This window comes from Planotetraspora thailandica (assembly GCF_016863335.1).
GTDB classification, from domain to species: domain Bacteria; phylum Actinomycetota; class Actinomycetes; order Streptosporangiales; family Streptosporangiaceae; genus Planotetraspora; species Planotetraspora thailandica.
This window is the reverse complement of the sequence record NZ_BOOR01000025.1, coordinates 58,514-80,226: the sequence shown is the minus strand read 5'-3', so window position 1 is coordinate 80,226 and position 21,713 is coordinate 58,514. Positions and strand designations below refer to the sequence as shown.

The 21,713-nt window shown below is 71.0% G+C and carries 19 protein-coding genes; 9 read left to right on the top strand and 10 right to left on the bottom strand.

The genetic code is table 11. The annotated features are described in order from the left end of the window. Position 1: 1 nt before the first annotated feature. The 3 genes from Pth03_RS18190 to Pth03_RS18180 all read right to left on the bottom strand — a co-directional run bounded on the left by Pth03_RS18190 (position 2) and on the right by Pth03_RS18180 (position 3,558). Positions 2-1,393, bottom strand: coding sequence for a family 2B encapsulin nanocompartment shell protein (locus Pth03_RS18190; protein ID WP_203945490.1), 1,392 nt, complete (start codon positions 1,391-1,393; stop codon positions 2-4). A 108-nt stretch (positions 1,394-1,501) separates the two neighbouring features. Continuing rightward, a complete protein-coding gene (locus Pth03_RS18185; protein ID WP_203945489.1) occupies positions 1,502-2,437 on the bottom strand; it encodes a 4-hydroxy-3-methylbut-2-enyl diphosphate reductase in 936 nt (311 codons plus the stop codon). A 50-nt stretch (positions 2,438-2,487) separates the two neighbouring features. Continuing rightward, positions 2,488-3,558, bottom strand: coding sequence for a polyprenyl synthetase family protein (locus Pth03_RS18180; RefSeq protein WP_203945488.1), 1,071 nt, complete (start codon positions 3,556-3,558; stop codon positions 2,488-2,490). Positions 3,559-3,796: 238 nt separating this feature from the next. On the opposite strand from Pth03_RS18180, the gene Pth03_RS18175 reads away from it, so the two are divergent. Both Pth03_RS18175 and Pth03_RS18170 read left to right on the top strand, forming a co-directional pair. Next, complete coding sequence (locus tag Pth03_RS18175; RefSeq protein ID WP_203945487.1) at positions 3,797-4,666, top strand: IclR family transcriptional regulator; 870 nt, start codon at positions 3,797-3,799, stop codon at positions 4,664-4,666. A gap of 260 nt (positions 4,667-4,926) precedes the next feature. Then, positions 4,927-5,883: a LysR family transcriptional regulator gene (locus Pth03_RS18170; RefSeq protein ID WP_203945486.1), complete on the top strand. Its 957-nt coding sequence runs from the start codon at positions 4,927-4,929 to the stop codon at positions 5,881-5,883. Here the strand turns inward: Pth03_RS18170 and Pth03_RS18165 are convergent. From Pth03_RS18165 to Pth03_RS18135, 7 genes are read right to left on the bottom strand one after another with little or no spacing between them, the layout of a single operon-like run. Then, complete coding sequence (locus Pth03_RS18165) at positions 5,867-7,093, bottom strand: vWA domain-containing protein (RefSeq protein ID WP_239119134.1); 1,227 nt, start codon at positions 7,091-7,093, stop codon at positions 5,867-5,869. The two genes, Pth03_RS18170 and Pth03_RS18165, sit on opposite strands and share 17 nt — an antisense overlap. Next, the gene (locus Pth03_RS18160; protein WP_203945485.1) at positions 7,090-7,701 is read right to left on the bottom strand and encodes an SRPBCC family protein; all 612 of its coding nucleotides are present in this window, start codon (positions 7,699-7,701) and stop codon (positions 7,090-7,092) included. The genes Pth03_RS18165 and Pth03_RS18160 overlap by 4 nt, the downstream gene beginning before the upstream one ends. 24 nt (positions 7,702-7,725) lie before the next feature. Continuing rightward, complete coding sequence (locus Pth03_RS18155) at positions 7,726-8,637, bottom strand: AAA family ATPase (RefSeq protein WP_203945484.1); 912 nt, start codon at positions 8,635-8,637, stop codon at positions 7,726-7,728. A 4-nt stretch (positions 8,638-8,641) separates the two neighbouring features. After that, positions 8,642-9,547 (bottom strand): XdhC family protein, encoded by a 906-nt coding sequence (locus Pth03_RS18150; protein WP_203945483.1) that lies wholly within the window; start codon positions 9,545-9,547, stop codon positions 8,642-8,644. Between the two features lie 9 nt (positions 9,548-9,556). Then, the gene (locus tag Pth03_RS18145) at positions 9,557-11,947 is read right to left on the bottom strand and encodes an aerobic carbon-monoxide dehydrogenase large subunit (RefSeq protein WP_239119133.1); all 2,391 of its coding nucleotides are present in this window, start codon (positions 11,945-11,947) and stop codon (positions 9,557-9,559) included. Then, positions 11,944-12,423 carry a (2Fe-2S)-binding protein gene (locus Pth03_RS18140; RefSeq protein WP_203945482.1) on the bottom strand — a complete coding sequence of 160 codons (480 nt, stop codon included), beginning with the start codon at positions 12,421-12,423 and terminating at the stop codon, positions 11,944-11,946. The genes Pth03_RS18145 and Pth03_RS18140 overlap by 4 nt, the downstream gene beginning before the upstream one ends. 1 nt (position 12,424) lies before the next feature. After that, on the bottom strand, positions 12,425-13,288 hold the full coding sequence (locus tag Pth03_RS18135; RefSeq protein WP_203945481.1) for an FAD binding domain-containing protein: 864 nt from the start codon (positions 13,286-13,288) through the stop codon (positions 12,425-12,427). Between the two features lie 139 nt (positions 13,289-13,427). On the opposite strand from Pth03_RS18135, the gene Pth03_RS18130 reads away from it, so the two are divergent. The 7 genes from Pth03_RS18130 to Pth03_RS18100 all read left to right on the top strand — a co-directional run bounded on the left by Pth03_RS18130 (position 13,428) and on the right by Pth03_RS18100 (position 21,703). Next, positions 13,428-14,111 carry a putative DNA-mimic protein gene (locus tag Pth03_RS18130; protein WP_203945480.1) on the top strand — a complete coding sequence of 228 codons (684 nt, stop codon included), beginning with the start codon at positions 13,428-13,430 and terminating at the stop codon, positions 14,109-14,111. Positions 14,112-14,136: 25 nt separating this feature from the next. Further along, positions 14,137-14,898, top strand: a complete 762-nt coding sequence (locus Pth03_RS18125; protein WP_239119132.1) for an AAA family ATPase — start codon at positions 14,137-14,139, stop codon at positions 14,896-14,898. 81 nt (positions 14,899-14,979) lie between these two features. Next, a complete protein-coding gene (locus Pth03_RS18120) occupies positions 14,980-16,548 on the top strand; it encodes a hypothetical protein (RefSeq protein ID WP_203945478.1) in 1,569 nt (522 codons plus the stop codon). Positions 16,549-17,004: 456 nt separating this feature from the next. After that, positions 17,005-17,808, top strand: a complete 804-nt coding sequence (locus tag Pth03_RS18115) for an IclR family transcriptional regulator (RefSeq protein ID WP_203945477.1) — start codon at positions 17,005-17,007, stop codon at positions 17,806-17,808. A 12-nt stretch (positions 17,809-17,820) separates the two neighbouring features. Then, positions 17,821-19,230, top strand: coding sequence for an aldehyde dehydrogenase family protein (locus Pth03_RS18110; RefSeq protein WP_203945476.1), 1,410 nt, complete (start codon positions 17,821-17,823; stop codon positions 19,228-19,230). Then, positions 19,227-20,714: a sugar ABC transporter ATP-binding protein gene (locus Pth03_RS18105; protein WP_203945475.1), complete on the top strand. Its 1,488-nt coding sequence runs from the start codon at positions 19,227-19,229 to the stop codon at positions 20,712-20,714. The genes Pth03_RS18110 and Pth03_RS18105 overlap by 4 nt, the downstream gene beginning before the upstream one ends. Continuing rightward, the gene (locus Pth03_RS18100; RefSeq protein ID WP_203945474.1) at positions 20,711-21,703 is read left to right on the top strand and encodes an ABC transporter permease; all 993 of its coding nucleotides are present in this window, start codon (positions 20,711-20,713) and stop codon (positions 21,701-21,703) included. Before Pth03_RS18105 ends, Pth03_RS18100 begins: the two co-directional genes overlap by 4 nt. Positions 21,704-21,713: the final 10 nt, after the last annotated feature.

Sequence of the window (21,713 nt, the reverse complement as noted above, 5' to 3'; positions counted from 1 at the left end):
GTTAGCCGATCTCGACGCTCTCGAGGATGCCGAGGGCGTCCGGCACCAGGACCGCCGCGGAGTAGTAGGTGGTGACGAGGTAGGAGATGATCGCCTTGTCGTTGATGCCCATGAAACGGACCGACAGGCCCGGCTGGTACTCGTCGGGCAGGCCGGTCCTGTGCAGGCCGATGACGCCCTGCTCGGACTCCCCGACGCGCATCGCCATGATCGAGCTCAGCCCGTGCTCGCTGACCGGGATCTTGTTGCACGGCAGGATCGGCACGCCGCGCCAGGCCGGCACCCTGTTGCCGTGCAGCTCCGCGCTCTGCGGGTACAGGCCCCTGCTGTTGCACTCGCGGGCGAAGGCGGCGATCGCCTTGGGGTGGGCGAGGATGTAGCCGGGCTCCTTCCACACCTTGGCGAGCAGGGCATCCATGTCGTCGGGGGTGGGCGGGCCGGTCCGCGTATGGATCCGCTGACCCAGATCCGCGTTGTGCAACAGACCGAACTCCCGGTTGTTGACCAGCTCGTGCTCCTGACGCTCCCGCAACGCCTCGATCGTCAACCGCAACTGCTGCTCGGTCTGATTCATCGGCTCGTTGTACAAATCCGCCACCCGCGAATGCACCCGCAAAACCGTCTGCGCCACACTCAACTCATACTCACGAGGCGACAACTCGTAATCCACGAACGTCCCCGGCAACGTCACCTCCCCCACATGACCCGCAGCCAACTCGATCTCGGCCTCGCCGTGGGCGTTGGCGGCCCGGCCCGCGCCGGAGCGGTGGTCCGCCAGGTGCGCGCGCAGCTCGGGCGACTGGGCGGCGACGTCCTGGAACGCCTCGCGCGAGAGGGTCAGCACGGTGCAGGGGGTGATGGCCTTCACGGTGAAGTCCCACGCCTGCGACTCATCGGTGAGGAGCTGGTCGCCGAAGTGGTCGCCGTCGGCGAGGACCTCCAGCGTCGTCTCGTGCCCGTACGCGCCCGCGCCGAGCTTGTCGACCTTGCCGTGCGCGATCAGGACGACCTGGTCGAGCGGGGCGCCGGCGGAGACGATGACCTCGTCCGGCGCGTACTCCCGCTGCGTGAACCGGCGGGCCAGGGCCGACAGCACGTCGGTGTCGTCGAAGCGCCGCAGCGCCGCGATCTCGCACAGCTCGGCGGGGATGACCCTGACCTCTGCTCCGGTGGAGACGAACGTGATGCGCCCGTCGCCCACGCCGTAGCTGAGCCGGCGGTTGACCCGGTAGGCGCCGCCGATCACCTGCACCCACGGGAGGATCCGCAGCAGGTGCCGCGAGGTGATCTCCTGCATCTGCGGCGCCGACTTGGTGGTCGTCGCCAGGTTCCGCGCAGCGGCGGTGCCCAGGCTGAGCTGCGGCTGCTCGTCCGAGGTGAGCGGTTCGGTCATGACGAGATCACCTTTCTGTCAGGGTGGGCTGCCGGTCCCGGTCGGTGACCGGCAGAGGCGTGCGTGCCGTACGGGGCGGCGGAGTGGCCGGTCCCGTGCGGGCGGGGGTCACCCGCTCCGGTCGCGGAGCTCGGGGGGAAGGGAGAAGGTCAGCGTCTCCTCGGCCAGGGTGACCGTGGCGGTCTCGGCGTAGCCGTGCCCGGCGAGCCAGGCGAGCAGCTCACCCACGAGGATCTCGGGCACGGACGCGCCGGAGCTGACCCCGACGGTCTCCACGCCGTCGAGCCAGCGCTCGTCGGCGTCGCCCGCCCGGTCGACGAGGTGGGCGGCCCGGGCGCCCGCGGCGAGCGCGACCTCGACCAGGCGCCGGGAGTTGGAGGAGTTGGCGGAGCCGACCACGATGACGAGCTCGCATCGGGGGGCGACGGCGGCGACGGCCTCCTGCCGGTTCTGGCTCGCGTAACAGATGTCGTCGCTGGGCGGATCGACGAGGCCGGGAAACCGTTCGCGCAGCCGGGCGACGGCGGCCATCGTCTCGTCGACCGACAGGGTGGTCTGGGACAGCCAGCCGACCTCGGCGCCCTCCGGCAACTCGACGTCGTCGGGCCGCGCCGGGTCGACCACGTGCACGCGCCCGGGCGCCTCTCCGGCCGTGCCCTCCACCTCCTCGTGCTCGGCATGGCCGATCAGCAGGATGTGGTGGCCCGCGCCGGCGAACCGCACCGCCTCCTTGTGCACCTTGGTGACGAGCGGGCAGGTCGCGTCGACGGTGCGCAGACCTCGCTCGGCGGCGTGGTCCCGGACGGCCGGCGAGATCCCGTGGGCGGAGAAGACGACCAGGGCTCCGTCGGGCACCTCGTCGAGTTCGTCGACGAACACCGCTCCCCGCCGGGTGAGGTCGCCCACCACGAAGGTGTTGTGCACGATCTGTTTGCGGACGTAGACGGGCGGGCCGTGCCGCCGCAACGCCTCCTCCACGGTGGCGACGGCCCGTTCGACTCCCGCGCAGTAGCCGCGCGGGGCGGCCAGCAGTACACGCCCCATGAACTGGTTCCCCCATCCGGTTGATCGGGCCTACCTGGTCGGTCGAAGGCTCAGCGGGTGCGGTCGATCAGACCACCCGCCAGTACGGCCAGGCCGCTTCGCGCAAGGGGATCGACCGGCGCGGCATGGAGCGCGTGCAGGGCGTCGCGGGAACGATCGGCGATCATCGCCTCCACCCGGGCCAGTGCCCCGGTGGAGACCACGATGTCCCGCAACTCCGCCGCGCGCTCCTCGGTGAGGGAGGGGTTGCCGTGCCACGCGCCGAGGTGGCGGGCCTCGGCGCCGGAGGCGTGCTGGAAGGCGTGCGCGATGAGAATGGTGTGTTTGCCCTCGCGCAGGTCGTCGAGCACCGACTTGCCCGTCTGGGCAGGGTCGCCGAACATGCCCAGGATGTCGTCGCGGAGCTGGAAGGCCTCCCCCAGCGGCAGGCCGATCTCGGAGTAGGCCTCCAGCAGGACCGGGTCGGCGCCCGCCAGCGCCCCGCCGATCTGCAGCGGCCGCTCGACGGTGTATTTGGCGGTCTTGTACCGCACCACCATCAGTGCCTGCTCGACCGTGGAAAGGTCGCGGACCTGCGCGAGGATGTCGAGGTACTGCCCCGTGATCACCTCGGCGCGCAGCCGGTCGAACAGCGCACGCGCGGCGCGCAGGCGCCCCGGCTCGACGTCGCTCGCCGACAGCAGCTCGTCGGACCAGGCCAGCGTGAGCACGCCCATCAGGATCGCGGCGGCGTGGCCGAACGAGGGGGCCCCAGGCCCCTCGTGCATGCCCGCCAGGCTCCGGTGCATCGTGGGAGCTCCGCGGCGCAGCTCGCTGCCGTCCATGATGTCGTCGTGGATGAGCAGGCCGGCGTGGCACAGCTCCAGCGCGGAACCCGCCGAGATGATCTGGTCGCTCTCCTCCCCGCCCGCCCCCCGCCATCCCCAGTAGCAGAGGAGGGGCCGGATGCGCTTGCCGCCGCCGAGGATGAAACGACGCAACAGCCGGTAGGCCGCGGCCACCTCCGGGTCGGCGACGGGGGCGGCGTGCTCGTCGAGGAAGCCGGCCAGACGGCCGTCGACCAGCACCTTGACCCGCTCGGTGGTCTGAGCGAGCGACGCCTCCTCGGTCTCCACGGTCATGGCCCGTCCCCCTCGTCGAAGAAGATCCGCTGCACACAGAAAGCTATGTACCGGATACGGAAAGTTGAAGATTCCATTCCGGAGAACGGAACATGACATGGGGCGCCCCAGGCCCCCCCGCCCTGAGATCCGCGGCCAAAGGCGGCCCTTCGCGGCTACCGAGAGTGGTGTCGCATTGCCTTGGGTAGTCATGCTTTGCTTTGCTGGCCCATGACCTGATCCATGGACGCGGCGCGCCTTGTCCCGCGATGGCGGGCGGCGAAAGAAACGCCGCGGAGCACCCGAGGAATCACCACTGTCTCGACAACTGACGCCCGACCAGCCCAGCAGCCTGGAAAAGGCGATAACGATCATCACGTCACTGAGCGCGGCTCGCCAGCCGATGAGCCTCGCCGAGCTGTCCCGCAGGACGGGACTGCCGAAGACGACCGCGCACCGCCTTCTCGGCGTGTTGTGCAGGAGGGGCTTCGCCCGGCGGATCGGCATCGACTACGCCGTCGGCGACCAGCTCGCCACGTTGGCAGGCCCGGGGCCGCGGACGATTCCCGGCGGCCGGAGGATCGTCCTGCCGTACATGGTGCGCTTATACGAGCTGACCCGGCAGACGGTGAACCTGGCCGTCGCCCGCGGGCTCGAGGTGGCCTACGTCGAGCGGGTGTACGGCCACGCCCGCGTGAGCTCGCCGTCCGACGGCCTCGACCGCGCGCCGCTGCACTGCACCGCGACGGGAAAGGTGCTCCTCGCGTTCAACGCCGAGCTGAACGCGACGTTCCGCGAAGCCGGCGCCATGCGGAGGATGACCCGCAGGACGATCCCGGGACCGGCCGCGCTCGACCGCGAGCTGCACATGGTCAGGCGCACGGGAATCGCCTTCTCCCGCGAGGAGTTCGCCGAGGGGGTGGCCTGCGCGGCCGCCCCGGTGTTCGGCCCGGACGGCAGGATCTGCATGGCGGTGGGCGTGGCGGGCCCCTCGCCGATTCTGGCCCTGCCCGAGGTCGCCGGGACGGTCAAGAAGACCGCCCACGCCATGTCGGGCGCCGTCTCCCGGTCGATCGCGGATACGGCCGCAAGGCCTTCGCGGAACGGCTCGTCCGCATGCCCGCTCTGAGATCCTTCAGGCGCGCGCCGCGGTAGCCGGAACGCCGAAATGCCCGGTCGACAACAGCCGACCGGCCCCCTCCCCTCCTGCCTGGCACGGCGCAGCACCTCGCTGCGGCGCGTCATCGCGATCTTTGATACGCACGTGCCATGGAGCCTTCCTCGACGCGGTCCGCGCCGAGCCGGCCTGACGGGCCGGCCTGATCCGGAGCCGGGCGAGGAATGGATCAACTGTGGAGTGTGCGCCTGCGCGCGCGTAGCGTCTCACCCATGACGCCAACCCAACTCCGCGCGTTCGCCGCCGTGGTCAGGCTCGGATCGGTCAAGCAGGCGGCCGCGGAGCTCGAGGTGTCGGAGGCCGCCGTCTCCCTGCATGTCAGCCAGTTGCGCAAGGAGCTCGGTGACCAGCTTTTCACCCGTACGGCCTCGGGGCTGGCCTTCACCCCCGGCGGGTTGCGGCTGGCGAGCCGGGCCGCCGAGATGCTCAGCCTCCAGGAGCGCACGATCATCGAGGTGAGCCAGGCCGCCCGTGGGCGCAGGCTGCTGCGCATCGCGGCGTCGAGCCTGTTCGCCGAGCACGCCGCCCCCGGGCTGATCGACTTGTTCGCCGGCAGGGCCGCCGACCTCGACGTGGAGCTGAGCGTGCACGATCCGCGGCGGTTCGGCACACTGCTGAGCTCCCGCGCCGTGGACGTGGCCATCGGCCCGCATCCGGGAGGCGCCGACGAGTCGCTGGTCAGGCGGCCGTTCCTCAACTACCAGGTGATCGTGGTGGCGGGCCCCGACCATCCCCTGGCCGGACTCGACGTCACCCCCGGCCAGCTCCGCGACCAGACGTGGCTGCTCGGCCCATCCGCCGCCGCCGACATCGGCGTCATCCCCGCGGTGTTGCGCCGCGTCAACGTCCCGGAAGCCCGCCAGCAGATCTTCCAGAGCCACGCGGCGGCGCTGGAGGAGGCCATGCGCGGCCACGGGATCGCTCCCACCGTGTCGTTCGCGGTGGCCCGCGACCTGGCCAACGGCCGCCTGATCCGCCTCGCGGGGAACTCGCTGCGTTTCGACGGCGCCTGGGCCACGCTCACGCTGGACGAGCGCGCTGCCTCGCCCGCGACCGACGAGCTGGTGCGGTTCGTCACCACCCCGCGCGCGACGCAGGCCATGTTGCGCGGCCCCGGCGTCAGCATCGGGCGCTTCCGCCCGTCCATCCACGTCACCCTGTGGAGCTAGAGCGTGTGCGGGCGATCGCGTCGATGACCCGGCGCAACGATGCGAAGGTGTCGGCGGGCAGCAGTTCGTCGCAGTACGGCAGGGCCGCCGCCATGCCGCCCGCGGACGGCTCGAACCCGGGTGCGGAGGCCCGCGGGTTCATCCAGATCACGCGATTGGCGCGGCGGCGCAGGCGGGCCATGGCCGCGGCCAGAGCGTCGGGCGGGTCGCTGTCCCAGCCGTCCGAACCGATGATCACAATGGCGCCGCGCAGCGTGCCTCCGTGGTGGGACGCCAGCAGCGTGTGGACGTTCGCCGCGATCCGCGTGCCGCCGAACCGGTCGGCGACCTTCGCGGTGGCATGGTCGACGGCGTCGGCCGCCGACCGGTGCGTCAGCGCCGGGGTGAGCCGCGTGAGCGACGTGGCGAAGGCGAACACCTCCGCTCCCGCCACCAGCGCCAGTGCGCGCATCATGTGCAGATAGGCGGTGGCCTCGGCCTGCATCGACTGGCTGACGTCGCAGAGCATGACCGTGCGCCGCGGCCGGTCCAGCGGCCGTTCCCGCATCAGGTGGAACGGCTCCCAGCCCGTACGGCGGGACCGCGCGAGCGTCGCACGCAACGCCGGCCGGCGTCCGCGGGGACCCACGGCGAAACGGCGGCCACGCCTGACCGGCCAGGCGGCGACGGCGGCCCGGAGCCATTCGCCGAGCAGCTCCATCGACCGGCCGTCGAGGTGCTCGAACGGCACGTCCGCGAGGCCGGAGACGTCGCCGGGCAGCCGTTCGGGCACGGCCGGCGAGGCGGCGGAGTCGGCCGCGCCCGCGACCACCTGGGGCAGCGTCGCCCATGGCAACGCGCCCCTGTCCTCCCGGGACGGCGCGGGCAGGCGGGGGCCCGTCGGGGAGGGGGCTCCGCCGCCGCCCCCCGGCCGTCTGCGCGCGTTCGGGTCGGCCGCCACGGCCACACCCCGGAAAACGGCCGCGAACACCTCGTCGAAGATCTCGATCTCCGCGTGCCGGCGGACGAACCCGATGCGCGCCGCCCAGTAGAGCCGCGACAAGGAGGTGGGCGGGTCGGCCTCCAGCGCGCGCACGACATCCTGCACGGCGGTGAGGCCGACAGGCATGCCGCGCCGCCGCAACCGGTCCGCGAAGGCCACGGCGAGCGCCGCGCGGTCGACTCCGGGCAGGAAGGCGGCCGGTTCCCGCGAAGGGGACGCCGAGATCACGTGGCCACGAGGTAGACGACGACCGCCGCCGCGACGACCAGCACCACCAGCACGGGGATCGCGCGCTTGTAGAGCGAGCCTCCCGCCACGCTCATCACGTCCAGCGGCTCGGGCTCGGGCGAGACGGGTTCCGCGAGGGCGGCTGAGACGACGGCGGGAGGAGCGTCGGCGGCCAGCTTGCCCTCCAGGCAGTCCACGAACTGGCGCAGCAGCTTCCCGGACACCTCCGTGATCATTCCGCTGCCGAACTGCGCGATCCGCCCGGAGATCTTCAGATCGGTGTCGACGGTGACGCGGGTCCTGCCGCCGTCGGCCGCGAGCTGGGCGGTGATGGTGGCGGACGCCGTACCCGCCCCGCGCGAGTCGCGGCCCCTGGCGTCGATCACAGCGTGATGGTTCGCGTCGTCCTTCTCGGCGAAGCGCACGGTCCCCGCGTATTCGGACACGACGGGACCGACCTTCACCTTGACCTTGCCGGAATAGACCTCCCCGTCCATCCCGGTGAGCTGGGCGCCCGGCATGCAGGGCGCGACGCCCTCCAGGTCGGTGAGCACGGCCCACGCCTGCTCGATCGGGACGCCGACGGTGAACTCATGGGCAATCTTCACGGGCTCTTCTCTCCGTTCCTTCGCTCACGGTCCGGTCCCGACCAGCCCGTCGAGTGCGTCGCCGATCGTCCGCCTGTCGTCCGGCGTCTTGGCGAGGGCGCTGAGCGTACGGACGACGTCCTGCCTGACCAGGCCGGTCGCCCCCAGCGCTGACAGGGCGGAGACCCAGTCGATCGTCTCGGCCATGCCCGGCGCCTTGTCGAGGTCGAGCCCGCGCACCCGGCCGACGAAGTCGGTGGCCGACCTGATCAGCGGCTCGGCCGCCGCGGGCACACTGCGGCGGAGGATCTCCGCCGCCCGCGCGGGCGAGGGGAAGTCGATCCAGTGGTAGAGGCAGCGCCGCCGCAGCGCGTCGTGCAGGTCCCTGCTGCGGTTGGAGGTGAGGACGACGACGGGCGGCCGCCTGGCCGCGAACGTGCCGAGTTCGGGAATCGTGATCGCCGCCTCGCCGAGGAACTCGAACAGCAGGGCCTCGAACTCGTCGTCGGCCCGGTCGATCTCGTCGATGAGCAGCACGGGAGGCAGGGGTCCTTCGTGCCTGATCGCGCGCAGGATGGGCCGCTCCTGCAGGAACTCCTCGGTGAACAGGTCGGCGTCGCGCAGGCGGTCGTGGCGTGATTCCGCGAGCCTGATGGCCAGCAGCTGGCGCTGGTGGTTCCACTCGTAGAGGGCTTCTCCGGCCGTCAGCCCCTCGTAACACTGCAGCCGGATCAGCGGGGTGGACAGGGCGCGGGCCAGCGCCTTGGCGGCGGTCGTCTTCCCCACACCCGGCTCGCCCTCCAGCAGCAGGGGGCGGCCGAGGGTGAGCGCGAGGAACAAGGCCGACGCCGTGCCCTCGTCGACGAGGTAGCCGACGTCGTCGAGCCTCCGCGTGATGTCGGCGGTTCCGGTGACTAGGCCGGTGCCGGTGCCGGTGCCGGTGCCGGTGCCCTCCATCGCGTCACCGTCCCCCGCCGGTGGTGTCCCGCCCGGCGTAGCGCTCCTTGCAGCCCGCGCCGCAGAACCACACGGTCCGTCCGTCGCCGGTCAGGTGCGGCGTGTCCGCGGACACCGTCACGGTCATGCCGCAGACCGGGTCCACCGCATGCCGGGCATCGGCCGGAAAAGGCTCAGCCGCGGGGGCCGGGTCGAGCCTCTGCGTGCGGACGGCCGCGACGATCTCGGCCAGGACCGACAGCGCGATCTCCGGCGCCGTGCGCGCGCCGATGCGCAGGCCCACGGGCGTGCGCACGCGCGTTCGTTCCTCCCGGCTCAATCCCATCTCGTCGAGCACGGCCGCTCCCCGCCGGGTGCTCGCGACCAGTCCGACGAAACCCACTCCCGCGTCCAGGGCTCTGCGGATCGCCGTAACCTCGTCACGCCCGTGGCTGGACACCACGACCGCGGTCGCGCCCCGGGGGCCCTGCTCGTCGGCGCTTCGCCGTACGGCGAAGTCGAGGGCGCCCGCCAGGTCGGCGAGCGCCTGGGCGATCGGCGAGTCGCCCACGATCCAGAGCGCGGGCGGCGGCAGCAGGGGCCGCAGGAAGATCTCCAGGGCTCCGCCGGACAGGCAGGGGTTGACCACGACCTGGGCCCCGGGCGACTCGGGGAAGTCCAGGTCGTCTTCCGGCAGCACCCGCAGCAGCACCGAGTTGCCGTCCTTCAGCGCGCCGAGCGCGGCGGTGCGCACAGAGCTTTCGGCGCACTGGCCGCCGACGAATCCCTCGATCGATCCGTCGGGCAGCACGATCGCGTCATCGCCCGCGCTCACCGCCGTGGGGAACTGGGCGCGGACCACGACCGCGTGGACGAACGGGACGCGATCGGCGGCCAGTTCCTTCATCCGTGACGCGATTCCGGGGGCCATCGGCGTCCCTCAGACCGGCGGCCGCGGCACGCCGCGCATGGCGTCCCACACCCGCGACGGCGTGAGCGGCATGTCGGCGTGGCGGATGCCGAAGGGCTTGAGCGCGTCGACGACCGCGTTGACGATCGCCGGCGGTGAGCCGACGGTGGCGGACTCCCCGACGCCCTTGGCGCCGATCGGGTGGTGGGGTGACGGCGTCACGGTGAAGCCGGTCTCCCAGTCGGGCACCTCCAGCGCGGTCGGGATGAGGTAGTCCATGAGGGATCCGCCGAGGCAGTTGCCGTCCTCGTCGAAGGCGATCATCTCCATGAGCGCCATGCCGACACCGTCGGTCAGGCCGCGGTGCACCTGACCCTCGATGATCATCGGGTTGATCCTGGTGCCGCAGTCGTCGACCGCGACGAAGCGCCGCACCTTGACCTGCGCGGTGCCCGGATCGATGTCGACGACGCAGATGTAGGCGCCGTGCGGATAGGTGAGGTTCTCCGGGTTGTAGCAGATCTGCGCCTCAAGGCCGCCTTCGACGCCTTCGGGCAGGTCGCCGGCACCGTGCGCCCGCATCGCGATCTCCTGGATGGTGACCGACTTCGCGGGGTCGCCCTTCACGTGGAAGGCACCCTTCTGCCATTCGAGGTCGGCGACCGACACCTCCAGCATCGCCGAGGCGATGAGGCGCGCCTTGTCGCGCACCTTGCGCGCCACCAGGGCGGCCGCCGCGCCGGAGACGGGGGTCGACCGGCTGCCGTAGGTGCCGAGTCCGAACGGCGTCTGGTCGGTGTCGCCGTGCACGACGTCGATGTCGGCGGGCGGGATGCCGATCTCCTCCGCGACGATCTGGGCGAACGTCGTCTCGTGCCCCTGCCCCTGCGTCTGCACCGACAGCCGGACCACGGCCTTGCCGGTGGGATGCACGCGCAGCTCGCACCCGTCGGCCATGCCGAGGCCGAGGATGTCCATGTCCTTGCGGGGGCCCGCGCCGACCGCCTCGGTGAAGAACGAGACGCCGATGCCCATCAGTTCGCCGCACGCCCGCCGCTCCGCCTGCTCCCTGCGCAGCTCGTCATAACCGGCGATCTCCAGCGCTTTGCGCATGGTCGGCTCGTAGTCGCCCGAGTCGTACAGCCAGCCGGTCTTCGTGCGGTACGGGAACTGGTCGGGCTGGATGAAGTTCTTGATGCGCAGCTCGACGGGGTCCATCTGGAGCTCGTACGCCAGGCAGTCGACGATGCGCTCGATGAGGTAGACGGCCTCGGTGATGCGGAACGAGCACGCGTACGCGACGCCGCCGGGCGCCTTGTTGGTGTAGACGGCCGTCATCTTGCAGTGGGCGGCCTGCAGGTCGTAGCTGCCGGTGAACACGCCGAAGAAGCCGGCCGGGTATTTCACCGGGGCGGCGACCCCGTTGAAGGCGCCGTGGTCGGCGAGCACGTTGGTGCGGACGGCCAGGATCTTCCCGTCCCTGGTGGCCGCGATCTCGCCGCGCATGATGTAGTCGCGGGCGAATCCGGTGCTCGTCAGGTTCTCTGAGCGGTCTTCCATCCACTTCACCGGCTTGCCGGTGACGATCGATCCCACGATCGCGCAGACGTACCCGGGGTAGATCGGCACCTTGCCGCCGAAGCCGCCGCCGATGTCGGGCGAGATGACCCTGATCTTGTGCTCGGGCAGCCCCGCCACGATCGCGTAGAGCGTGCGGTGGGCGTGCGGCGCCTGGCTCGTCGACCACAGGGTCAGCCGGCCGTCGATCCGGTCGTAGTCGGCCACGCACCCGCACGTCTCCATGGGCGCGGGGTGCACGCGGGGGTAGACGATGTCCTCGCTGACGACGACGTCCGCGCTCGCGAACACCGCCTCGGTGGCGGCCTCGTCGCCGGTCTCCCAGTCGAAGATGTGGTTGTCGGTCTTGCCGTCCAGGTCGTCGCGGATGACGGGCGCGCCCGGTTCGAGGGCCCTGCGCACGTCGATCACCGGGTCGAGCACGTCGTATTCGACGTCGATCAGTTCGAGGGCGTCGCGCGCCGCGTAGCGGTCCTCCGCGACGACGAACGCGACCTCCTGGCCCTGGAAGCGCACCTTGTCCGTGGCGAGCACGGCCTGCACATCGCCCGACAGGGTCGGCATCCACGCCAATCCCAGCTCGGTCAGCGCGGCCCCGGTGACGACCGCCTTGACCTTCGGGTGGGCTTCCGCGGCGGTGGTGTCGATGCTCACGATCCTGGCGTGGGCGACGGGAGAGCGCAGGATCGCGCAGTGCAGCATTCCGGGCAGCTGGACGTCGTCGACGTAGCGGCCCTTGCCTCTGATGAACCGCGGGTCCTCCTTGCGGAGCATCCGGCCGTGGCCGACGGGCTTGTGGTCGTTGTTCTCGAATCCGGCCGGTCGTTCGTCGACGGTGGTCACGCCGCACCTCCCGCGTTCGCCTCGTGCGCGGCCGCCCACCGTACGGATCGCACGATGGTGGCGTAGCCGGTGCAGCGGCAGATCTGCCCGGAGATGGCCTCGCGAATCTCCTCCTCCGAGGGATCGGGGTTGCGGTCGAGCAGGGCGCGGGCCGTCATCATCATGCCGGGGGTGCAGAAGCCGCACTGCAGGCCGTGGCACTCCATGAACCCGCGCTGCACCGGATCCAGCTCGCCGTCGCGCTCCAGGTCTTCGACCGTGCGCACCTCGTGGCCGCCGGCCATCGCGGCCAGCACCGTGCACGACTTCACCGGCTCGCCGTCGAGCCACACCACGCACGTGCCGCAGTTGCTCGTGTCGCATCCCCAGTGGGTGCCGGTCAGGCCCAGGTGGTCGCGCAGGAAGTGCACGAGGAGCAGGCGGCCCTCGACCTCCCTGGTGACCTCTTCACCGTTGACGGTCATCGTCACCTGCATGTCACACCCTTTCGACGGAACGGCGCAGGGCCCGCTTGGTGAGCTCCTTGGCGAGGTGGCGCTTGTAGTCGGCGCTGCCGCGCATGTCGGTGACCGGGCTGCACGACTCGGCGGCCAGCACGCCCGCCCGCTCGTACAGCTCCTCCGACGGCTCCCTGCCGCGCAGCGCGGCGGAGACGGCCGGCAACCCGGTCGTGTTCGGGCCGACCGCCGCCAGGCCGACCCGGGCGTCGGCGATCACGCCGCCGTCCAGCCAGACGGCCGCGCCCGCCGACACGATCGCCCAGTCTCCGGCCCGCCGCTCGACCTTCTCGTACGCGCTGGACCCGCCGGGCCGTACGGGGATGCGGATCTCGACGAGCATCTCGGCGTCGCCGACGGCCGTCTCGTACGGCCCGCGGTGGAACTCCTCCATGGTCACGACCCGCTCCCCCGCGCCGCCGCGGATGACGCAACTGGCGCCGAGCGTCGTGCACACGGCCGACAGGTCCTCCGACGGATCGGCCTGGCACAGGGAACCGCCGAGCGTGCCGCGGTTGCGCACCACGGGGTCGGCGATGACCCGCTCGGCGTCGCGGAAGATCGGAAAGACCTCGGCGAGGGGGTCCGACTCCAGCAGCTCACGATGCCGGGCCATCGCGCCGATGCGGACCTCGGCTGCCCCCACGTCGACGTAGCCGAGCTCGCCGTGGAGGTCGTTGATGTCGATCAGATACTCCGGACCGGCCAGCCGGAGCTTCATCATGGGGAGCAGACTGTGGCCGCCCGCGACGAGCCGGGCCGAGCCTCCGAGCCGCTCCAGCAGGCCGATGGCGTGCTCGACGCTGGTCGCGCGCTCATACTCCACCGGTGCGGGAACCTGCATGGCGACCCCCTTGATAGTGGGTGGTCGGCCAAGTGGACTCCCGGGCGGCGGCACTGTCAACGGCCACCTAAGGATTCACTTAATCCGCCGATCCGGTGTGAACCGCGGGTTGTCGGTGGCCCCCGCCATGATCTGCGTCATGGGACTCAGCATCTTCGTCGGCATCCTGACCGACCTCGACGACGACGAGACGATCGCCGACTACCGGGCCGACTTCGCCGAAGTCACGCGCGCGCTCGAGGCCGCCGGGTTTCCACAGTGGAACGAGCCGGACGTCGACCCCGCGGAGACCTTCGACTCCCAGATGTACGGCTACGACGGGCTCCACTACCTGCGCCGGCTCGCGGTGCACGTCGCGGCCTCGGGCATGCTCCCGCCTCCAGGTGATGAGGACGCGATCGACGACTCCCTCCTCGAGGAGGTGTACCGCGGCCGGCCGTCCCACGCGGTCACCGTTTCCGGAACCGTGACCGTCGCCGGCGCTCCGAACGGCTCCTTTGACCATCTCGTCCATCACGGTGACTCAGAGGGCTTCTACGTCCCCGTCGACTTCCCGCCCGTGATCGTCGACGAACGCGTCACCGGTTCTTTCATCGGCTCGTCCCACCGGCTGCTGGACGAATGCCTCCGGCTGGCCCGGCTCCTGGAGCTTCCCGACGGCCTGGATCCATGGTCGGACGAGGTGCAGGACGCCATCGAAGGCCGGGTCACCAGCCCTTCCGCGACGTGGCAGCGCTATGGGGTCGAGTCCTTCTCCTGCCTCACGTTGATCGAGGCCGCGCGCACGTCGATCAAGACGGGAGCCGCGATCGCCTTCGGGTGAGCGGGCCCGGGTTATCGTCATGACGGTGAGAGGCGTCGACGCGGGATTCATCCGCGACATCCGTGTGGACACGCGCCAGATCCACCAGGGGTATCCCTTCAGCCTTCCCGTGGTCGCGTGGCTGGCCAGCACGCGCGGGCTGGCGTTCTCACCGGGGGTCACCTTCCTCGTCGGCGAGAACGGCTCGGGCAAGTCGACCCTCGTCGAGGCCGTCGCCGTGGCCTGCGGCTTCAACGCCGAGGGCGGCTCGCAGTCCTTCCAGTTCGCGACGCGCGCCACCGAGTCGTCGCTCGCGGACCACCTCGTCGTCGGCTGGGGACTGAGGAAACCGCGGACCGGATACTTCCTGCGCGCCGAGTCCTACTACAACGTGGCGACGGAGATCGAACGCCTCGACAAGGCCTCGGGCAAGCCGCTGCTGCCCTCCTATGGCGGCATCTCGCCGCATGAGCGCTCCCACGGCGAGTCGTTCCTCGACCTGGTCACCCACCGGTTCGGCCCGCAGGGGCTGTACATCCTCGACGAGCCGGAGGCCGCCTTGTCGGTCCGAGGCTGCATGGCCGTACTGGCGAGGGTGGCCGACCTGACCGCTCAGGGCTCTCAGTTCGTCATCGCCACCCATTCGCCGATCCTGCTCTCCCTGCCCGGCGCCCGGATCCTCCAGATCGGTGAGGACGGCGCGATCAGGAAGACCGCCTACGACGACTGCCTTCCGGTCACGCTGACGCGCGACTTCCTCGCCGCCCCCGAGCGCTTTCTCCGCCACCTGTTCGCCGAGGATCCTTGACGGGTGTTGCGGCGGCGACGGCCGCCCGGCCATCATTGACGACATGATGATCTACAGGAAGGGCGGCCTCCGCCCCAGCCGGTGAAGCCCGGCGTCTGGAAGCTGGATGACGGTCCCGTCGGTGATCGGCCCACCTTCCTCGCTCACGCGCTCGCGATGTCCGTCCGGTACGGCCCCGGCCCCTGGCCAGAAGAGGCGTCCCGGCTCCCCGACGAACTCCCCCGCCCTGAATCCGGCCCGCCGTACATCTCCAGCGTGGTCATGGACGGCATCAGGACCCATCACTTCGCGCGGGGAGACGATCCCGGCGGCGTGGCGGAGATGGCCGGCCTGCTGCAGACCCTGGTGACGGCGGCGCCGCAGCACGACGACCTGGTCCGTCTCCACGACCTGGCGGCCGAGCACTCGGCTCTCGCGGTCGCCGACGAACTGGTCGCCGAACTCCGGCGGCGCAAGCTGCCCGCCGGGCGGGTCCACGCGATCGGGCGGCACCTCGCCGAGCAGGGCACAAGGCGCGAAGCCGTGAAGATCGGCCTCGTCATGGTCGGCGCCTGCGGCGGGGAGTCCGACCGGGATCTGCTCCTGCTGCTCGGCACGCTGGAGGAGCTGACCCTGTTCGCGGTGGTCGCGCTCATACGCACGCAGCCCGATGGGCAACGCGCCGTCTACGGCCTGGCCCGCCGGGTGCGGGACTGGGGGCGGATCCACGCGGTCGAGCGGCTCAAGGGGTGTGACGATCCGGAGGTCAAGGACTGGCTCCTGCGCGAGGGATTCCGCAACGGAATCATGAACGAGTACCTCGTGCACATCGCCGCCACCACCGGCGGCCTGCGCTCCGCGCTCGCCCGGCCGGACGTGGACGAGGGTCTCCTCTCAGGTGCCGGCGGCATCCTGGCCGGCCTGGCGAACGGCGGCCCGGCCAGGGACATGACGGACTACGCCGATGCCGTACCGGTGCTGCACCGGTATGCGGATCTCGCCGCCGAACGCCCGCCGGTCCTCGGCCGCCTCATCGCTCTGCTCCATGTCAGGGCCTTCCTGATCGACCCGATCGGCGAGCTCGACTGGCAGGAGGGCGCGCGCGACCGGCTGCGCGCGCGTTATGAGGCTCTCGTGGCCGAGCCGCGATGGCGTGAGCTCGTGCTCACCCACCTCGCGGACTCGGAGCGGGAGGACTTCACGGCCGGGCTGTGGCCGGCGATGCGGCTGGCGCTGCCGGTCGCCGAGCAGGTCATCGCCTACCTGCGGCGCGACCCGCTCGACGCCTACGCCTGGATGGTGCTCGCCGAGGGGTGCACGGCCGAGGACGTCGAGCGGACGGCACGGCTCGCCGAGAACCTCCTTCCGCTGGAACTGCTCACCGGCGAACCGGTGGACGGCGTGCTGTGGGGCGCCGACTTCGCGCCGGACAACGCCCTGGAGTCGGTGGTCGGCCGGCTGGCCCGGTTCCCGGGCGTCGGGCTCTCGCTGATCCGCATCGGCCTGTCCGCCAGGAGCGTGCGCTCCCGGCGCGCGGCGCTGAAGGCGTTGGCCGGGTGGCCGGCGGCGGCCGTACCGGAAGAGGCGGTCGACTGGGTTCTGGCCGCGGCCATGGCCGAGCCCAGCGAGGACCTCCGCCAGGAGATGGCCGACTTCGTCAGGACCCGCTGACGACGAGGGGCGGAGCCTCGAGGCCCCGCCCCTCATTCAGTGCATGATCACGGAAGGCGTCACCGCAGGTGGGAGGCCTTCCTGTCGAACTTCTGCATGATCACAGGTCGAGAAGTTCCTGGTCACGAGGCACGTTCACGAACTTCTGCATGATCACGGAACAGGGGGGTGCCGGTCGTCGTGCATTTCTCCGAACTTCTGCATGATCACGGGGAAAGGGGTGAGACATCGCATCGAGGGATAGAGCGTGCATAGCGACATAATTCAGTCACACAGAGAAATTCAACAAGTCGGGCAAGCACCCGAGTAGCATTCAATATCCCTACATTTCCCCAGCTCACAACACTCGTGCAGCGCAGCGAAAAGCCCCACCACACAAAGGGTTGACATGCCAAATTCCTGATGTAACCATCGCAAAACAGTGCAGAAATATGAAAATGGATTCGAGTTACTCGAATGAAGAGCGGGCGTAAATCATCGAGCGTCGACAAGGCCTTCGAACTCATCAATGCCGTGTCTGAGGCCGGGCAGTCCGGCGTCTCACTGGGCGAGCTCGCCGGCCACGCCGGCATCGCGGTCAGCACGGCGCACAGGTACGTGACGTCGCTGCTCGAGCTGGGCGTGCTCGACCGGGACGCGGCGGGGTCCTACCGCCTCGGCGTCACCCTCATCACCCTCGCGGGCCAATACCTCGAAGAGGACGGCCTGCGCGCGGCGGCCCGGCCGTACCTCGTCGAGCTGGTCGAGCTCAGCGGCGAGACCGTGCACCTGGGCGTGCCGGTCGGCAACCAGATCGTCTACGTCGACAAGGTCGAGAGCGCCAAGTCGGTCCGGCTGGTCTCGCGGATCGGCACCCGGTCGCCCCTGCACTGCACCGCGATGGGCAAAGCCGTGCTGTCGCTCGACGACCGGCGCGCCGCGGAAGTCGTGGCGGGGCCGCTCGACGTGCGCACCGCGCGGACCCTCACCGGCGACGCTCTGCTCGCCGAGCTGCGCGTCGTGCGCGAACGCGGCTACGCGATCGACGACGAGGAGAACGAGGAGGGCGTGCGCTGCGTCGGCCTGCCGATCATGAACGCCGACGGCCGGCCGGTGGGCGCCTTCAGCGTGTCCGCTCCCGCGGGCAGGTTCAGCCTCGACGACTGCCATCGCCTCGCCCCGACCGCGCTCGCCATGGCCGCCGACATCAGCCGCCGGATCGGCTACGTGGGAGCCAGGCGCGGCAGGACCGACGACCGACGTGACACCCAACTCACCTGAGGAGCCGAACGCATGTCCCTATCGTCAGCGGGTCCGGTCCTGACCGTCCGCAATCCCGGCACAGGAGAGCCGCTCGGGCACGTGGAGGCCATGACCCCGGAGGCCGTGGCCGGGGTCGTCGACGACGCCCGGGAGGGGCAGCGGGCGATGTCCGCCATGCCCGCGCACGAGCGCTCCGATCTGCTGCGCCGCGTCGCCGGCCTCATGGAGGAGGGCAAGGAGGACCTCGCCCTGCTGCTCGCCGCGGAGAACGGCAAGCCCCTGCCGCAGACCAGAGGCGAGGTCGAGGCCGCGATCCGCATCTTCCGCGGATACGCCGGAGAGGCCACCCGGCTGTTCGGCCGCCAGATCCCGCTCGACGCGGTCCCCGGGCTGGAGCGGCACCTCGCTGTCACGATGCGCGAGCCGCTGGGAGTGGTGGCGGCGCTCGTGCCGTTCAACTACCCGGTCGAGCTGTACGCGCACAAGGCCGCGGCGGCCCTGGCGGCCGGCAACGCGGTCGTCGTGCAGCCGCCCGCGCGGTGCCCGCTTTCGCTCGTCCGCGTGGCCGAGCTCGTGGACCGGGCAGGCGCGCCGCGGTTCGCCCACCAGCTCGTCACCGGCGGAGTGGAGGTGTCGCAGGCCCTGGCCGAGCTGCCCGGAATCGCCGCGGTGAGCCTCACCGGCAGCACCGCCGCGGGCCGCGAAATCGCCCGCAGGGCGTCGGGCACGCTGAAGAAGGTCTTCCTCGAGCTCGGCGGCAACGACGCGCTCATCGTGTGCGACGACGCCGACGTGGACGAGGCGGCCAAGGCGGTCGTGCTCGGGCGGCTCGCGCGCGGCAACGGGCAGATCTGCTGCGCCGTCAAGCGCGTCTACGTGCAGGACGGCGTGCACGACGCCTTCGTCTCCTCGCTGCTGGAGCAGACGGCCAAGCTCACCGTGGGCGACCAGCTGCTCGAGTCGACCGACGTGGGCCCGCTGATCACCGAGCAGGCGGCCGAGCGGGTGGAGGCCGCCGTCGGCAGGCTCGTCGAGGACGGCGCCCGCCTCGTCGCGGGCGGCGGCAGGCGCGGCTCATTCGTCGACCCGGCCGTGCTGGTCGACGTCCCCGCGGCCAGCCCCGCCTTCGCCGAGGAGATATTCGGACCAGTCGCGCCCGTCGCCCGGTTCGCCGACCCGGCCGAGGCGGTGCGCATGGCCAACGAGTCCCCGTACGGCCTGCACGCGGCGGTCTTCACCCGAGATGTGTCGCGCGCCTTCACCCTGGCCAGGCAGCTCGATGTGGGCGGGGTGGTGATCAACGGGTCGACGGCGCTGCGCGCGGAGAACCTCCCGTTCGGCGGCACCAAGGACACCGGCGGCTACCGCGAGGGCCTGCACGAGACGGTGCTCGACTTCACCCGGCAGAAGACGGTGCTCGTCATGGAGGCGTTCGGATGACCCTGGAGCTCCGTGGCGTGCGCAAGGACTACGGCGGCGTCGAAGTGCTGCACGGGGTCGACCTCGAGGGCCGGCCCGGCGAGGTGCTGGCCGTGGTCGGCGCGAACGGCGCCGGCAAGTCGACCCTCATCAAGATCCTCTCCGGCGCGGAGCCGATGACCGCGGGCGAGATGCGGATGGACGGCGAGCCCGTCGAGTTGCACTCCCCGCACGACGCCCACGCCCGCGGCATCCGCACCGTCTACCAGGAGCTGTCGATCGTCCCAGGCCTCTCGGTCACCGAGAACCTGCTGATGGGCGGCTTCCCGAGACGGCGCGGCCTCATCGACTGGACGGCGGCGCACGCCCGCGCCCGGGAACTGCTGGAGGGCATCGGGTTCGGCGCGATCGACCCCCGCACGCCCGCCGGCCGGTTGTCCGTCGCGAGGCAGCAGATGGTGGAGATCGCCAAGGCGCTGGTCACCATGCCCAGGATCCTGGTGCTCGACGAGCCGTCCGCCGTGCTCGCGGGCGGCGACCTGGAGTCGTTGTTCGAGCTCATCCGGCGGCTGCGTGAGCGCGGCGTGCTGGTCGTCTACGTCTCCCACCGGCTGGCCGAGGTGATGGAGCTGGCCACCAGGATCGTCGTCGTCAAGGACGGCTGGGTGATCGCGACCACCGAGCCGTCCCGCACCAGCGAGGGCGAGCTGATCGACCTGATGGCGGGCCGCCGCCTGGAGCAGATCTATCCCGGGCGTCGCGCCCGGCCGGGCGCGACGAGGCTGAGCGTTCGCGGCCTCACCCGGGCCGGCGAGTTCGAGGACGTGTCCTTCGACGTGCGCGCCGGAGAGATCGTGGGACTGTTCGGACTGGTCGGCTCCGGCCGCAGCGAGCTCGCCCGGTGCGTCTTCGGCGCCGAGCCCTCCTCGTCGGGGCAGGTCAGCGTCGACGGCGGGGACGTGCGTTTCCGCACACCCGCCGAGGCCATCGCCGCCGGGCTCGCGCTCGTCACCGAGGACCGCAAGCGCACCGGGCTGGTCGGCGGCATGAGCGTGCTCGACAACATCGCCCTGACCACCATGCGCGGCATGCGGCGCGGGCCCCTGATCGACGCCGCGCGGCGGCGCGAGAAGGTGACCGCGATGATCGAACGGCTGAGCATCCAGCCGGCGCACTGCGCGTCGATGCGGGTGGTCAACCTCAGCGGCGGCAACCAGCAGAAGGCCGTGCTGGCCAAGTGGCTGCTGACCGAGCCCCGGGTGCTCATCCTCGACGAGCCGACCCGCGGCGTCGACATGGCGACCAGGGTCGCGATCTACCACATGATCGACGACCTGGCCCGCGACGGCTTGGCCGTACTGCTCATCTCCTCCGACCTCACCGAGGTGATGGGCGCGACCGACCGGATTCTCGTCATGAACCAGGGCCGCCTCACCGGCGAGCTCAGGTCGGACCAGGCCGGCGAGAACGAGATCCTCGCCCACGCGATTGGACAGGCGGCATGACCGGGCAGCTCACCGAGCCGGCGCTCACCCCGACCGAGCCCCGCAGGCTCCCCCGGCTGGTCCTGGCCGGGCGGGACGTCACGGTGGCGACCGCGTTCGTCGCGCTCATCGCCCTGCTCGTGGTGGTGGCCGCGCTGACGGCGGAGACGTTCCTCACCCCGACCAACCTGACCAACCTGCTCAAGCAGATGGTGACGACGGGCCTGCTGTCGTTCGGCATGCTCGTGGTCATCCTCACCGGCGGCATCGACCTGTCCGTCGGCTCGATCGTGGCCTTCTCCGGCATCGTGACGGCCGGGCTGGTCTCCGGCCTGCCGATCCCGCTCGCCATGGCGGTGGGCGTGTTGTCGGGCATCGCGTTCGGCGTGGTCAACGGCACGCTGATCGCGAGGTTCGAGCTGGCACCCTTCGTGGTCACGCTGGCGGCGCTGACCACGATCAGAGGGCTGGCCTTCGTCTACTCCGAAGTGCCCATCGCGCCCGAGGACCCGGGCTTCTTCACGCTCGGCTCGGCGACGGCCGGCCCGATCCCCGTGACCACCCTCATCATGCTGGCCGTCTTCCTCGTCGGCGGGATCTTCCTGACCCGCACCCCCGCTGGCCGCTCCATCGTCGCGATCGGCGGCAACGCCGAGACCGTACGGCTGGCCGGCATCAACGTGCGCAGGCACATCGTGCTCGCCTACACCATCAGCGGCGCGTGTGCGGGCCTTGCGGGGGTCGTGCTGGCCAGCCGGGTGGGCATCGCGCAGCCGAGCGTCGGGGTGGCGTTCGAGCTGGACGCGATCGCGGCCTGCGTCATCGGCGGGGCCAGCCTCGCGGGAGGCCGCGGCTCGGTGCGGGCGACGTTCGGCGGCGTGCTCGTCCTCGTGCTCATCAACAACCTGCTCAACCTGTACGGCGTGCAGAGCTTCTGGCAGCAGGTGCTCAAGGGGCTGATCATCATCGCCGTCATCCTCGTCCAGCGCACCAACCGGGTGCGCTCCTGATAAGTCACCA